Annotated in this window: 10 protein-coding genes; 5 read left to right on the top strand and 5 right to left on the bottom strand. The window is 44.3% G+C overall.

Annotation, left to right across the window (positions count from 1 at the left end):
- Positions 1–80: 80 nt before the first annotated feature.
- Positions 81–947, top strand: a complete 867-nt coding sequence (locus DUK53_RS10525; RefSeq protein WP_036131945.1) for an Abi family protein — start codon at positions 81–83, stop codon at positions 945–947.
- A 74-nt stretch (positions 948–1021) separates the two neighbouring features.
- Here the strand turns inward: DUK53_RS10525 and DUK53_RS10520 are convergent, their stop codons facing one another.
- The 3 genes from DUK53_RS10520 to DUK53_RS10510 all read right to left on the bottom strand — a co-directional run bounded on the left by DUK53_RS10520 (position 1022) and on the right by DUK53_RS10510 (position 4403).
- Complete coding sequence (locus DUK53_RS10520) at positions 1022–1852, bottom strand: carbohydrate ABC transporter permease (protein ID WP_036131943.1); 831 nt, start codon at positions 1850–1852, stop codon at positions 1022–1024.
- 14 nt (positions 1853–1866) lie between these two features.
- Complete coding sequence (locus tag DUK53_RS10515; RefSeq protein WP_373862728.1) at positions 1867–2748, bottom strand: carbohydrate ABC transporter permease; 882 nt, start codon at positions 2746–2748, stop codon at positions 1867–1869.
- 416 nt (positions 2749–3164) lie between these two features.
- The gene (locus tag DUK53_RS10510) at positions 3165–4403 is read right to left on the bottom strand and encodes a sugar ABC transporter substrate-binding protein (RefSeq protein WP_036131941.1); all 1239 of its coding nucleotides are present in this window, start codon (positions 4401–4403) and stop codon (positions 3165–3167) included.
- Between the two features lie 332 nt (positions 4404–4735).
- Here DUK53_RS10510 and DUK53_RS10505 point away from each other — a divergent pair, with 332 nt between their 5' ends.
- Both DUK53_RS10505 and DUK53_RS10500 read left to right on the top strand, forming a co-directional pair.
- Entirely contained in the window at positions 4736–6895 is a 2160-nt protein-coding gene (locus DUK53_RS10505) for a glycoside hydrolase family 3 N-terminal domain-containing protein (RefSeq protein ID WP_036131939.1), read from the top strand.
- A gap of 72 nt (positions 6896–6967) precedes the next feature.
- Positions 6968–7921 (top strand): LacI family DNA-binding transcriptional regulator, encoded by a 954-nt coding sequence (locus tag DUK53_RS10500; RefSeq protein WP_124892726.1) that lies wholly within the window; start codon positions 6968–6970, stop codon positions 7919–7921.
- A 53-nt stretch (positions 7922–7974) separates the two neighbouring features.
- Here DUK53_RS10500 and DUK53_RS10495 read toward each other — a convergent pair whose 3' ends face one another.
- Positions 7975–8994: a WxLIP family cell surface protein gene (locus DUK53_RS10495; protein ID WP_036094613.1), complete on the bottom strand. Its 1020-nt coding sequence runs from the start codon at positions 8992–8994 to the stop codon at positions 7975–7977.
- 309 nt (positions 8995–9303) lie between these two features.
- Here DUK53_RS10495 and DUK53_RS10490 point away from each other — a divergent pair, with 309 nt between their 5' ends.
- Entirely contained in the window at positions 9304–11595 is a 2292-nt protein-coding gene (locus DUK53_RS10490) for an LPXTG cell wall anchor domain-containing protein (protein ID WP_081964431.1), read from the top strand.
- Between the two features lie 495 nt (positions 11596–12090).
- Here the strand turns inward: DUK53_RS10490 and DUK53_RS10485 are convergent, their stop codons facing one another.
- Complete coding sequence (locus DUK53_RS10485; protein ID WP_036131937.1) at positions 12091–13581, bottom strand: SdrD B-like domain-containing protein; 1491 nt, start codon at positions 13579–13581, stop codon at positions 12091–12093.
- A gap of 525 nt (positions 13582–14106) precedes the next feature.
- On the opposite strand from DUK53_RS10485, the gene DUK53_RS10480 reads away from it, so the two are divergent.
- Entirely contained in the window at positions 14107–14550 is a 444-nt protein-coding gene (locus tag DUK53_RS10480; protein WP_036131935.1) for a PTS fructose transporter subunit IIA, read from the top strand.
- Positions 14551–14565 lie beyond the last annotated feature (15 nt).

Below are 14565 nucleotides of genomic sequence, written 5' to 3'. Positions count from 1 at the left end.
TCCGCACACCTATCCAATTTCGTTAGAGATTGTGAAGTGGAACAGGCGGGGTCGTTTTTTATATACAGGAGAGTGCTATAATGCTAAAAACAGATAAACCAGCCACCACTTATAGAGAACAAATTGGGATATTAAAGAAAAAAGGTATGTTATTCCCAGATGAAATATTTGCAGAAAACTTCTTGGAGAAGGTACAATACTATCGTTTGAGTGGGTATTGGTTATCTTATTTTGAAGAAAAGGATAAATTTGTTGATGGGTTATCTTTTGAAAAAATAGCATCTATTTATATATTTGATAAGGAGCTCAGAAATAACTTGCTCTACGTTATTGATAATATCGAAACAGAAGTGAAGTCTAAAATAGCATACAGATTTGTACATGATTGTTCTCCGTTAGGCTATATGAATGCTCAGAATTTTCGGAGAGAAGAGTATCATGCAAGTTGGTTAGAGAAATTTTATAGAATTGCCAACATCAAGGATCGGAATAGAGAGCTTTTTGTGTCATGGTACAAAGACAATTACAATAGTAAGTTTCCTTTTTGGATTGTCGTCGAGATGTGCAATTTCAATGATATCTCAAAATTTTATAATAATCTAAAACCGAAAGTTAAAAAAAGGATGCGCGGTTGTTTTCAACATGACTATGAGTATATTGAAAGTTGGCTGCATACTACTGTATTGATACGAAACATCTGTGCTCATAATGGGAGACTATATAATCGTAGTTTAGCAATAACGCCTAAGTTGTTAGCTGAAATGCCTCGAGATTCGAACACAAAAAGGATATTTACACCGATACTTATACTAAAATATTTATGCGCAGATAGAGAAATATGGAATGAATTCGTAAAGCGTATGGAGAAAACTTTCGATAAATATGAAGAATGGATTGAATTAGAGCAAATAGGATTTCCTAGCGATTGGAGAAGTTTATTAAAGTGATACGATGGAATCCTGTGCATGAAAAAATACCACCCCAGACTATTTGGAGTGGTATTTGTCGTGTAACAATGATGTTATTTCAATCCTGACACATTGAATCCCTTCAAAATGTACTTTTGGAACATCATGAAAATCAGGATAATCGGGATGACCATGAACGTTGAGCCGGCCATTTGTAGTGCGTAGTTGCTGGCGTATTGGCCTTTTAGTAAGGATAGCCCGACGGAAAGTGTGTAGTATTTTTCGTCGTTTGCGATGATGAGTGGCCATAGGAAGGAGTTCCAGCCAGCGATGAAGGTTAGGATGCCTTGCACGGCGAGGACTGGTCGCGAAATCGGTAGGATGATTTTCCAAAAGATAAAGAATTCGCTGGCACCGTCTAGTCTCGCGGCTTCCATGAGCTCATCTGGAATCGTCGACATAAACTGGCGGAACAGGAAAATTCCGAAGGCGCCGACAAGGCCTGGTAAGACGATACCGGTCATCGTGTTGGTCAGGTGGAACATGTTGAGAATCAGATAAACTGGAATCATGGTGACTTGTCCGGGAATCATCATCGTTGCGAGAACCATATAAAACATCTGATTTTTACCGCGGAATTTGAACTTGGCGAAACCGTAACCTGCCATGGCATTCAGGAATAGGCCGATGAAGGAAAACAGGACGATGACAAGTGTATTGCGCAAGTAGACGCCGAAATTTAGTTCTGTGAATAGGCTTTTGAAGTTGTCCCATGTGAATGTTTCTGGCCAAATGGTCGGTGGAATTTGCAGGATTTCTGCGTCGGTTTTGACAGAGGAGAGGACCATCCAGATGAATGGAAGGATCATGAAGAATCCGCCAACTGCTAAAATAAGACCTACGAGCCATTTGGCACCGCGTGATTTGTTTGCATATTGATTCATATTTTTCACTCCTCCTACATTTGGGTGTCGTCATGACGGTTTTGAATTTTGAACTGAACGATGGTGATGATGATAATTGCGATGAATAGGATAAATGAGCCTGCTGCGGCGTATCCGAATTTGCTTAGTTGGAAACCGTTTCGATAAATGAACAGCGCCACGGATGTCGTGCTATCAAGTGGTCCGCCCTGTGTCATGACAAACGGTTCTTCGAAAAATTGCAGCCAGCCAATCATCGTTGTAACGGTCACAAAGAAAATCGCAAAACGTAATAGCGGAACCGTCACGTTGGTGAGTTGTTTCCAGCGATTGGCGCCGTCAAGTTGGGCGGCCTCGTAATATTCGCGCGGAATCCCTTGTAATGCCGCTAAAAAGATGATCATGTTAACGCCGATTGCCCGCCATAAAGCAAGTATAATCAAGGAAACTTTGGCGATGGTTGGGTCTTGTAGCCAAGGCACCGCGGGTAAGTCAAGTAAGGATAATAAATAGTTGAATAAACCGAATTGCGGATTGTATAAATAGCTCCAAACGACTGCGACAGCAACAACATTTGTGATAGATGGTGTATAAAAAATCAGCCGGAAGAACTGAAAAATCTTCGCTTGGCTAAAATTAATCATGAGTGCAATTCCGAGTGAACAAACGATGACTAAGGGCACGCCGATGATAACATAAAAAAGCGTATTCCCAATCGATTTTAGGAATATCGGATCGGATAAGACGTTTTTGTAGTTGTCAAAGCCGATGAAATTGATTTTTGACCAATCCGCGAGTCCGACTAGATTAATATCGGTAAAACTGATGACAAAAGCGATGACGATTGGGAAAAGGGAAAACATGATTAATAGCAAAAGTGCTGGTGAAATGAATAGGTATGGTGTTTTTTGATCCATAAAACGACGCAAATTGTAAACCTCCTTTAATATGTAGTTGAGGTGAGGGGGGCTGGGACATAATCCAAATAAATCGGCGGCAAGCGCTCGCATTGTTGGGACTGTTCGGAATGTAATGAGTTACAGTCTCAATATAAGCGTGAACGCAGGGAACGGTTAATCCATCCACCGGTTCTGCTACACAATAGCAGTTTCGCTTAACTTCTCGCATGGTCGAGGAAACTACCCTCTCCCTGCTTTCAGTCATCATGTACAGTCTCGTACACTCCGCTTCCGGCTTCCACCAAATCACCTGAATACAAACGCTTTCGCTCGATTTGTGTGAAGCCCAGTCTTCGTCTTACCCAAAATAACGGGCGAGGCGATTTTTTTCTTATTTGGAGTTTTGTCCCGACCTCTTCACCTCGAACGGTTCATTATTTTTTTAGAATGGTGTTGACTTCATCGTTGAATGTGTCCATCTGGTCTTGGACGTCCGCGCCGCCACGGTAGATTTGTTCGAAGCTCTTCATGTAGGCTTGCGCGATTTCTTCAAATTCGGGAATCAGTGGCATTGGTTCTGCGTTCGCCATTTGTTCGCCGAATATTTTATAGAATGGATCGCCTTTTAGGGTTTTGTTTTCCCATGATTTTTGAGCGGTGGGCAGGGAATTGGTTAGTTCCATCCATTTGAGTTGGGTTTCTGGTTTGCTCATATATTGGAGGAATTTCCCAGCGTCATCTTTATTTTTACCGTATTTGAAAACGGCTAGGTTAGCTCCGCCGAGGCTCGACATGTTGTTTTCTTTTGCGGGAAGTACGGCTGTTGCCCATTTTCCATCGATATCTGGAACGGTGTCTTTGACGGCTTTTACCATCCAGGGACCACTGATGAACATAGGGACAATCGCGTCACCACTGAATGTTTGAGCGACATCTAGACCGAGATCATCTTTTGGCGCCGAGCCGTTTTCGAAAAAGCTATTTAGATAGGATACGGCATCTACGAATGGCTTTTTGTTGAAAACGGGTTTATTGGTGTCATCGAAAAGTGGTGAACCGTTTTGACGGCCAAACATGAAGCCGAGGCTTTGTTCTTTGCCGTCGATGTTAAGGCCATACATATTGTCTTCGCGTTTCGAGAGTTTTTCAGCAACTTCGGATAGTTCGTCCCATGTTTTTGGGGCATGATCGTAGCTGGCTTTTTTTAGTATATCGGTGCGGTAGAAAAGCACGCGCGTGTCGGCGTACCAGGGAACCGCGTAGGTTTTATCATCGAATTGGGTCGTTTTTGCAGAACCGTCAAAGAAGTTTTTAGCGTCTAGTTCGGGATATTTATCTGTGTATGTTGCCAAGTCTTCTAGTGCGCCTGCTGCAACGAATTCGGGCATCCATGTTGTCCCCATTTGAACAACATCTGGGCCGGATTTTGAGGCGACGGCGGTCAGTAGTTTATCATGAGCGTTAGCCCAGGGAATGGCTTGGACCTTCACTTTTATGCCGGTTTCTTTTTCAAAGTCTTTCGCGAGTTTTGGTAATTGTTTGGCTTCATCTCCCATTGCCCAAACGTTTAGAACCTTGGTGTCAGCAGCGTCGTCAGAATTTCCGCAACCTGCTAGTGCCGCTCCTATTACTAAAATAATGGTTAACAACAACATACTCCATTTTTTCTTCATCTTTTTTCCTCCACCTTTTTATTTTTGTTGAAAATTGGCGTTGCAAAAAGTGCTTTGTTATAGAAACGTTTCGATGAAATCATTATAAAACAAAATGTAATCGGTTACAAGTGATAAATATAATAAAATGTAAGGTTTCAGGGATGAATTTAGAGACATTTATAGGAAGAGAAAATTTGAAAAAATATTTATTTTTAGGCTTGCAATGTAATTTTAGGGGGCAAAATAATGATTTATAGAGAAATTTGTTTGACGGAGAAAAAGAAAACGCTTATACTGTTGATATGATTAAATAGAAACGTTTCGAAATATTAGGATAGAGGACGTGTATTATGAAAAAAGTAGAGCTTGGAGAATTATTGGGACAAATGACGGTGTCGGAGAAGGTTGGACAGCTTTTGCAGTTAGCACCGATGTTTTATAAGGGAACGATTACGGAGGGGGAAATCACGGGGCCGATGGCGGAGATGGGGATTACACCGGACATTTCGGAGAATGCGGGATCGGTTTTAGGGTCGGCGACGGCGAGTGAGATGATCGCGATTCAGGAGGCGTATTTGAAAACGAGTCGGCTCGGGATTCCGCTTATTTTTATGGCGGATGTGGTGCATGGCTATAAGACGATTTTTCCAATTCCGCTTGCGATTGGGGCTACTTGGGATGTGGCGCTGGCTGAGAAAATGGCGGCGGTTTCGGCAAAAGAGGCGACGGCGGCTGGCTTGCAGGTTACGTTTTCGCCGATGGTAGACTTGGTTCGCGATCCTCGGTGGGGGCGCGTGATGGAGTCGACGGGTGAGGATCCGCATTTGAATAGTGAGATGGCGGCGAGTTTTGTGCGAGGTTATCAGGGGAATCCGGATGAGTTGGCGGAAAATCATGAAAAAATGGCGGCTTGCGTGAAGCATTTTGCGGCGTATGGTGCGGCGGAGGCTGGGCGTGAGTATAATACGGTGGATATGTCGATGCGGGAGTTGTACCAGAATTATTTACCGGCTTACACGGCGGCGCTTGAAGCGGGTTCGAAGCTTGTGATGACGGCGTTTAATGTGGTGGACGGGGTGCCAGCGACGGGGAACGAGTGGTTGATGCGGGATGTGTTGCGGGACGAGCTTGACTTTGATGGTGTGCTGATTTCGGATTGGGGCGCGGTCAAGGAGATTATCAATCACGGTACGGCGGCGAATTCGGCGGAGGCTGCAGAGGCGGCATTGCGCGCGGGCGTGGATATCGAAATGATGACGACGTGCTACTTGGAAAATGTGGCGCGTTTGATTGAGGATGGTGTGTTGCCTGAGAGCTTGTTGGATGAAGCGGTGATGAGGATTTTGGAGTTGAAACGGGATGTTGGGTTGTTTGAGGATCCGTATCGTGGTTTGAAGGGGGACGCGGATCGGCAGCGGGATATTTTGTCGGCGGAGCATCGGGAGGCGGCGCGCGAGGTTGCGGCGGACGCGATGGTGTTGCTGAAAAATGACGGGGACTTATTGCCGCTTGCGACGACGGGGACGAAAATCGGGCTTGTTGGACCGCTTGCAGAGACACAGGACGTGCTGGGTGCATGGTCGTGGCTGGGCGATAGGAAGGACGCAGTGTCGGTTGCGGATGGCATGAAGGCGCAGTTTGATCAGGTGGAGGTTGCTGGTGCGGCGGATACGGAAAACGTGACGGAAACCGAGATTGCGGAAATGGTTCGTGTGGCACAGGACGCGGATGTGATTGTGCTGGCGCTTGGCGAGTCGGCGAATCGAAGTGGCGAAGCGAACAGTATCGCGACGATTCGTTTGCCGGAGTCGCAGTATCCGATGATTGACGCGATTCGCGCGCTTGGAAAACCAGTCGTGACGGTACTTTTCAATGGTCGACCGCTTGATCTGCATGGTTTGATTGAGGCAAGTGACGCGTTGGTGGAGGCGTGGTTCCCTGGGACGGAGGCTGGAAATGCGGTGGCGGATATTGTAAGTGGTCGCGTGAACCCGAATGGGAAATTGCCGATGTCGTTCCCATACACAACAGGGCAAATTCCGGTGTACTATAATCATTTGAGCACGGGGAGACCCGCGGACGCGGCGGATGCGCAGGAGCATTATGTGTCGCAATACATCGATATCCCGAATCAGCCACTGTTCGATTTTGGCTTTGGGCTGAGCTACACGACTTTTGCACATAGTGATCTCGAGCTTTCGAGTGATACGATGACAAAAACGGATACGCTTACTATCTCGGTGACGGTGAAAAATACCGGGAAAACTGCTGGAAAAGAAACCGTAGCGCTTTACGTGCAGGATATCGTCGGAAAAGTGAGTAGACCGCGCAAGGAATTGAAACGATTTACGAAGATTAATTTGGCGCCAGGCGAGGATCAAACGGTGACTTTTAGTTTGACGGAAGAGGATTTGCGTTATTACAAACCAAACCTAGATTTTACAAGTGATCCAGGTGATTTTAATGTATTTATTGGAACGCATTTACAAGCTGCATTTTGTTTGGTTTAAATGAGGTAGGAAATAGACATATGGCTGTAAAATAGTGCATAATAAAGAAAAGGAAACAAGGAGCGGATCGCAGTGGTTGGGATTAAAGATATAGCGAAAAAAGCGGGTGTCTCGATTTCCACTGTTTCTTATGCGTTAAACGGCAGCCCTAAAGTCACGGACGCAACGAGACAACGAATTGTGGCAATCGCGGATGAGTTAAACTACATTCCGAATATGGCAGCACGGACGCTAAAAACACGGAAAACGAAGATTGTTGGTATTTATTTGGCGAATTATAGCGGTGTATTTTATGGTGAGTTGTTACATGGGCTTACGGATACGCTTTTGGCCAAGGGTTATGAGTTGATTGTTTGCAGTGGCATGAAGGCGCATCGTTTTTTACCGGAGCGAATGATTGATGGCGCGATTATTTTGGATATGGGATTTTCGACGGAGGAATTGTTGGAGTATGCGGATCGTGGTCATAAAATTGTCGTGCTGGATCGTGAAGTGGAACATCCGAATGTGCGGCAGGTCTTGCTCGATAACAAGGCGGGGGCAACACTTGCTGTCGGTTATTTGAAAACCGGTTTTTCGGGCAAGTTCTATATTGTGACGGGGCCTACCAACACGTATGATAGCGAGGAGCGATTACGTGCGGCGCTTTCTGAGTTGGAACGCTTTCGGGATGAGGAGGTTATTGTGATTCCTGGCGATTTCTCAAAAGTGACGGGCGAAAAAGCAGCGCAGCAGATTGAGCAGGAATGGGTTGGCGAGCCAGTAGCTGTTTTTGCGTTAAACGATGAAATGGCGATTGGTATGTATAATTATTTTGCGAAAACGAAGCTTGTGATTGGGCGTGATGTGAAGGTTATTGGCTTTGATAATACAGAAGTCGGGCAATATTTGCAACCGCGATTGGCGACGATTGAGTACTCGAAGTATAAGTGGGGTGCGGTCGCCGCGGAGAAATTGCTGAAGCTACTGGAAGATGAGACGGTGGCGGATGAGATTATTTATACGTCGTTGATTCCAAGTCGGTGAACATATCAAAAAAAGCTACCAAATCATTGTTGGATTTGGTAGCTTTTTGGGCGTTATTCTTCCTCTTCGTCTTTTCTGGATCTTCTGCCAAGTAGGAATACAAGGAGAAGAATCAGCAGTGCGAGTATCGACCCGCCGATAATGTATAACCACGTGTAGTCTTTTTCGATATCAAGTGCGGTTTCGTTCAAGTCATCTGCAGTCTTACCGTCTATTGTGAAATATTCAGACCATTTCCAAAATTTTTCGCCACTCGTTGCTATCATATCTAGGCGGTATTTTCCAGGCTCGAATTCTTGCGTTCCCCAACTAATTGGGAAGTTAAAGTTGGAGTTTGGCGCCATTCGCATGTTTTGTTTAAAGGCTTCGTGCAAAACTTTTGTTCCGTCGCCTTTATAGATCTGTGCTTCGACGTCTAGATCTTTGAGAATCGTGGCCTCGGTATTTTGCAAGTTCGCCGTCACGACATTACGATAGTTGATTTGCGTTGGTGTAATCGCGTTTAGGGTAAGATCGGGTTTGACCTGCGTATCATTTTGTGTGAGTATCATACCGATGACGTACGCGTATTGATTTTCGATTTGAATGTCCTTAGATTGTGATTCTTTCTTCTTGGGTGTCTTTTCTTTGAAATAGATGCCACCAAGGATTGTGCCGTCGAAAGCCTCGTTTGGCATGCTTATTTTGATGGGGTAATTTTTGCTTGAGTTGGCTGGAAGAACGACTTCACCCGCGGATTCTGTGAGCTCAGATATCGGATATTTCAGCGTTTTATCAAGCTTCGGGTTTTCTTGGCTGTAGTCCACAATACCGTTATCGTTCGTCACTGCGGTGTTCACAGAGGTCAGGACGGTAAGCTCTTGATCGGTCTCATTTGTCAGCGTGACATCGACGGTTTGCTCTTTTCCGGGCGCTAATTTCAGATGGAAGTAGCTTTTCGTTTTGTCGATTTGGTTTTCTGGGATGTTTGCGCTTACGGAGAAGTTCATTTCAGATGCATCGCTGTGTACTGGAAATAAGAGCGTTGAGGCCAGTAACGGTACGATTAAAAATAGGGTCATTAGTTTTTTCATGCAGAGTTCCTCCTAAAATATGATAGCTGTACTAAGGACTCTCTAGCGGAGAGGGGGCACGCACTAGAGAGCTTTGAAGGGAAAAAAGGGGGTTATGTCTGGAGGGTTGTGAACTTGTTTACATACTAAGTATATGCTATAAAACTGGGATACTAGGTGTTTTATCATAAACTTTTAGAGGTGGGAAAAAAATGATATTGGAATTTAATGTCGGTTAATAATTATTTAATCTCCAGCTTATTTTGAGTTTAGAATTGAGCGCTATGATGTAGAGAGTATCAATTTCGAAATAAAAAGGAGAATGTAAAAATGACACAATCAAAAAAAGTATTATCTTCTATCTTAGTAGCCACGACGATTATCGCGGGTGTGGCGCCTCAAGTAGCGCCAATTGGTGTATCAGCTGCGGGGACGAGTGCAACCACGGCAAGTGTGGCGGCAATCACTGAATTGCGCTCGCTAAACGCGATGACATTACAAATCAAGTTTGACGGGACGTTACCAGCAGCCGATGTTGCGGATAGTAATTTGGACGCGATAAAGGAACATTTTGAGTTTAGCGGTGGGCTTAGTATTGTTAATGTACCTCGTTTGAAATCGGGTTCCACGGATACGTATATCGTTCCTGTGACGATTCAGAATCCTGGGCAGACCTACACGCTAAGCTATAAGGGTGGCGCGACGCAGACTTTCACGGGAAGCAATGTCAAAGTTGGGATTCGCGATACGAACCAAGTGACGAGTGATACGTTTGAATTGGAATCGTTCCAAGCGGATGGTACGGTGGATTATGCGAATATTATCGCGGCTTATGCTGGTGGGCGCGGGGACCAAGCGTTTGTAGTCGATGATGATAACAAAACTGCGGCTGGTCAAGCGCTCCAAGTGATTTCGTCATTACGTGATCGAAGCGTGACGCTGACTGGGTCGAATGGTGATATCTATACGGCAAACTATGTACCATTTACGCAAGCATCGGATCGCCGTCAAGCGCCGAAATTCCGCTTACCTGCTGGGGAAACGTTGACGCCGGGCGTGACGTATACAGTGACTTCTAACTGGGCGACCATTGCGAATCCTACCTTTACAGCACGTGCTATGGCGCCATTAACCATTGATTCAGCAGAATTTGTTGATGCGACTTCCTTCAAACTGACGTTAGCAGCGGATCCTAGTATGGACTTGCTAGCTGGACGCAGTGTCGTTCTAAAAGGCACGGATGGCAGTGAGTTAACAGCGAGCTATCGTTTCTCTTCACGCCAAGGTGCGACAGGTACTTTTGATGTGACTGGTGGAGGTATGCTGAATGAAGCAATCGCTTATGAAATTGTACCACAAAATAACTGGGCTGCCACTACAGATGTGACATTAGGCCAAAAAGCGGCGTACAAAATCGAGTCCTTAAACGCGATGACGCTACAAATTATTTTTCCAGAGGCGCTTTCAGCAGATGAGGTGGCGGACAGTAATTTAGACGCAATCAAGAAAAATTTTGTATTTAGTGATGGTTTGAGTATCGTGAATGTACCACGTTTGAAATCCGGATCTAAGAGCACTTACATCGTGCCTGTGACGGTGCAAGAACCTGGAAAAACGTACACGTTGAGCTATAAAGGAACACCAGTTGAGACTTTTGTTGGTAGTTCGGCTAAAATCAATATGCGAGATTCAGCGCAGGTAACGAACGATACGTTTGAAATCGAGTCATTCCAAGCGGATGGCGTGGTTGATTACGCGAATATTATTGCGGCATATGCTGGCGGACGCGGCGACCAAGCGTTTGTGATTGATGATGATAATCGTGACGCGAGTGGCAAGCAATTCCAAGTTATTTCTTCTTTGCGCGACCGCAGCGTGACGCTTACTGGAACGAATGGTGATGTGTATACGGCAAATTATGTACCATTTACGCAAGCATCCGACCGTCGCCAAGCACCGAAATTCCGTTTGCCAGTTGGTGAAAAATTAACACCAGGCGTGACGTACACGATTACTTCTGATTGGGCAGACGTTACCAATGATTCTTTCACGGCAAAAGAAATCGCACCGCTAGTTATCGCGAAGGCAGAAGCTATCGATACCAAGTCATTCGAGCTAACATTAGCTAAAGATCCAGGTATGGACTTACTTGCAGGACGCCAAGTAGAACTAAAAAGCGCAGACGGTACGACACTAGTAGCGCAATATCGTTATTCTTCACGTCAAGGCACGACTGGCATTTTTGACCTTGTGAGTGGTGAGCTAGCAAAAGATACGGTTTACACAATCACGCCGCTAAATGATTGGGCAACAGCAACGAATGTAACGCTTGGCGAGGCTGCAACAGCGCCGGGAGTAACAGCCCCAGACAAACAGCCAGATAAAGGAGTCTTTGTAACACCTGAAAAAGGAAACAACAATAAGCCAACGCCTCCAGCGGTAACAGATAGCCAAAATACTCCAAGCGTGACAGATACGCAAGCCACTAAATCAGAAAACGCAAAAGACTTGCCGAAAACAGGCGACACAATGCCAATCATCCCAATGACAGCTGGACTTGGCGCCATTTTAACAGCAGTTTATATGCTTTTGAAACGTAAATTTACGAAATTAGAAGACTAATTCATGAAGTTTGTTTTAGGAAAGAATGATTTGCTATAATGCAGATGATTTGCTATAATGAATACGAAAAGAGGGTCGTGCGTCAACACAACCCTCAAGTCAGAGCCGTCTGAAACGGTGGCCGTATTATAACGAAGAGATAACCGTTACTTTTTGGTCAAAGTAGGGACGGTTATCTCTTTTTGTCTTTATCACGATCGATGTAGAGAACGAGCGTGGCAAAGGATATTGCAATGCTCAGAGCTTCATACACAGACACTTGTTGCACTTTCTGGGGGCAACGACAAATTAAGATAGATAAGGCATCACCCTTTCCAATAGACTAGCCTTCCGTCTCACACTTCTCTATCGATATTATAGCAGATAGAATGTATAAAAAGTGCTTATTTTACAAAAAAGTCTAATAGCCTATAAAAACAGCAAATCAGCCTTAAAAACCGCAAACAAAGCCATTATTCGACGTGAGTTCATCGAGTAATGGCTTTGTCTATTTTATTAAGGTAGTAAAGGTATGTTTTGTTTGATTTCTTGGATAGAAGCTTTCGAATCAAACGTGTAGGCGCCAACTAAGCGTAGGCCTTGTAATGCGGCAGGAACTGGTCCTGTGTATACTGGGCTATAGCTGTTTGTGCCATCGATACCAAGGTAGATTGTTTTATCAAATGCTAACTTGTCTAGTGTGAACTTAGTAGTAAGTGATGATGTTGTTACGGACTGGATAACATTTCCGTTTGCATCGTAAGCTGTTACTTTTGTTGCTTTACCAAACTCTAGCAAGTCTTTTTTGCCGTTCTTGTTTTTATCCACAAAAAGGTCGCCAGTGATGACTGGTAGTTTACGGATTCCGAATTGGAAGTCTGTTGTTTTTGCGAATTTCAGAGCTGTTAGGTCGTACGAGTTACCCCAGATGTCGACTTTTGCAAAACGCATGGCTGGGATGTGGTTTAGAAGTGTTGCTAAAGATTGAACGTCGGCAAGCGTTGTGTTGACACTTGTTGCAGCGTCTGTACCTAGAACTTTTTCTACATCGACTTTTTCTACGGCTTTAATTGCTTTTGGTAGGAAGTTTGCAAGTGCTTTGATGTAGTCGTTGTTCGGTGTTGTTGAGATGTCGCCTGTGTCGAGCAATGTTGGGGTGTCTAGGATGCCTTGGATGTCTCCGCCAGAAATGATGTTGATGATGGCCGTTACTTTGTCAATGTTGCCAAGTAGGTCGCCAATGGTTAGGTTAAACGGCGAGCGAACCATCACGTACATGCCAGGATCAACGTTTGGCATTGTGATTGCTGCGCCTTTACTGCTTGTTCTGAAAAGGATTGCGTCTTCGATGTCTAAGCTACCGCCGAGCGCGCCCATAATTTTAGAGTTTAAGTCCAGTTGTGATAGACGACCGCTTGAAATAAGGTCTGCTGTTTTTTCTAAGTTAATGAAGATAAGTGTTTTACCATCTAAAATGGATTCGTTGCTGTCTTTCGTGCCGTTTCCGTTTAGGTCTTCAAATGGTGTCATTGTTAGGTTTGTTGTTTTCTTAGTTGCTAAGTCTGCCCACGTTACAACGTTTAATGTGTTGATTGTGATTGCCGCGATGCCAGGAATTTGTTTGCCAGCTGCGTCTGTGGCTGAATTGGCTTGTACAACTGGTTTTGTAGTTGTTTCTGTGCCGTACTTGATGAAGTAATTTCCTTTTGCAAGTTTCGTGAAGTTGTAAACACCGACTGCATTTGTTTTAGCGGTAGCAACGATGTTCGTGCCTGCTTGTGCGTCAGCCAGTGTTTTGTGAAGTGTTACCGACATGTTAGCGAGTGGTAAATCTAAGTTGTGCAATTCCATCACGCCGTTGCCATTTGTGTCTGCGTATACTGTTCCAGAGACTGTGTAAATAGCCGGATTCAGGATACTAGCGTTTGCTGCTGGTGCAAAAGATGCAAAAAAGACTGCAAAAATAATGACTAGAGCAGCGAAACGTTTGTTGAAAAACTGTTTCATTAATAATTCCTCCCTTTGTGGTTCTAATTTTAGTTTAGCGGGTGAACTAGTAAAAGGCAACGGGATGGAAAGTGTGAGATGGAAGATAGATAAGGTGCTTTGTCCGCTTTTATAAATGTGTTGATTATTATCAATAGGTACGTTTTGTATAGCGATTTAAGCTTTTTTAATTTCATAAAAGTATTAATTGGTTATTTGAAAGAAAAATAAGTTTGGGTCTAAAATAGGAAAATAAGTTCGCGTTTCTGCAACAGAAAAGCAAATTGGATGAATATAGTATACAATATGCTTTTAAAAGTTCATAAAGATTTCACATGTGGGAAAGTGAGATTATTTTTAGTATGAGAAGTGTTAAGATGGGAGTCGAAAAGTCTTTTTTGTAACTTTATTTTAGTTCCTGCGCATTCTGTCATCACCGGTGTGACATTTCTATTGTTTTTTTAGTAAGCGTTATCAACTATACTAAAAGAGGACAAGGAAGCAGTGTCAAAGTGGCAAGTAAATAGGATTTGGAGCTGAGTGGAAATGGAAATCATGACGATAAGTGGGATAAACTTGGAGATGCAGGGAAAGACGAAAGCGGAAATTTTGCGAGAATTTGCGGATTTGGCTGTTGCGAACGGGAAGGTGACGGACGCGGCGGGATTTTATAAGGATCTTTGTTTGCGGGAAGAGGAGTCGACTACTGGATTTGGCGGCGGGATTGCGATTCCACATGCGAAATCAGCTTTTGTAACGGAGGTCGGCGTTTTGGTAGGACGTGGAGGGAATCAAGTGGAGTGGGAAGCGATGGATGGAAAGCCTGTGCATTGCTGGATTTGCTTGCTTGTGCCGGAAACTGGTGGACAGGAGCATTTGAGGTTGTTGTCGCAGCTGAGTCGGAAATTGATGGATCCTGAATTTGTAGGGAAATTAAAAACGGGTACGGAAAACGAGATTTTGACGCTAGTTCAAGGCGTTATTTCATAAAAAGGGAGCGAAGGC

Source organism: Listeria sp. SHR_NRA_18 (genome assembly GCF_003856515.1).
GTDB classification, from domain to species: Bacteria; Bacillota; Bacilli; order Lactobacillales; family Listeriaceae; genus Listeria_A; species Listeria_A newyorkensis.
Note: the sequence above shows the minus strand (reverse complement) of the source record. Positions and strands in the feature narration are given on the sequence as shown.

Bases quoted from the DNA above. Each gene is read 5' to 3' on its own strand.
- DUK53_RS10490 (WP_081964431.1), top strand. From the start codon at position 9,304: ATGACACAATCAAAAAAAGTATTATCTTCTATCTTAGTAGCCACGACG.
- DUK53_RS10515 (WP_373862728.1), bottom strand. From the start codon at position 2,748: ATGGATCAAAAAACACCATACCTATTCATTTCACCAGCACTTTTGCTA.
- DUK53_RS10495 (WP_036094613.1), bottom strand. From the start codon at position 8,994: ATGAAAAAACTAATGACCCTATTTTTAATCGTACCGTTACTGGCCTCA.
- DUK53_RS10510 (WP_036131941.1), bottom strand. From the start codon at position 4,403: ATGAAGAAAAAATGGAGTATGTTGTTGTTAACCATTATTTTAGTAATA.
- DUK53_RS10505 (WP_036131939.1), top strand. From the start codon at position 4,736: ATGAAAAAAGTAGAGCTTGGAGAATTATTGGGACAAATGACGGTGTCG.
- DUK53_RS10485 (WP_036131937.1), bottom strand. From the start codon at position 13,581: ATGAAACAGTTTTTCAACAAACGTTTCGCTGCTCTAGTCATTATTTTT.
- DUK53_RS10480 (WP_036131935.1), top strand. From the start codon at position 14,107: ATGGAAATCATGACGATAAGTGGGATAAACTTGGAGATGCAGGGAAAG.
- DUK53_RS10520 (WP_036131943.1), bottom strand. From the start codon at position 1,852: ATGAATCAATATGCAAACAAATCACGCGGTGCCAAATGGCTCGTAGGT.
- DUK53_RS10525 (WP_036131945.1), top strand. From the start codon at position 81: ATGCTAAAAACAGATAAACCAGCCACCACTTATAGAGAACAAATTGGG.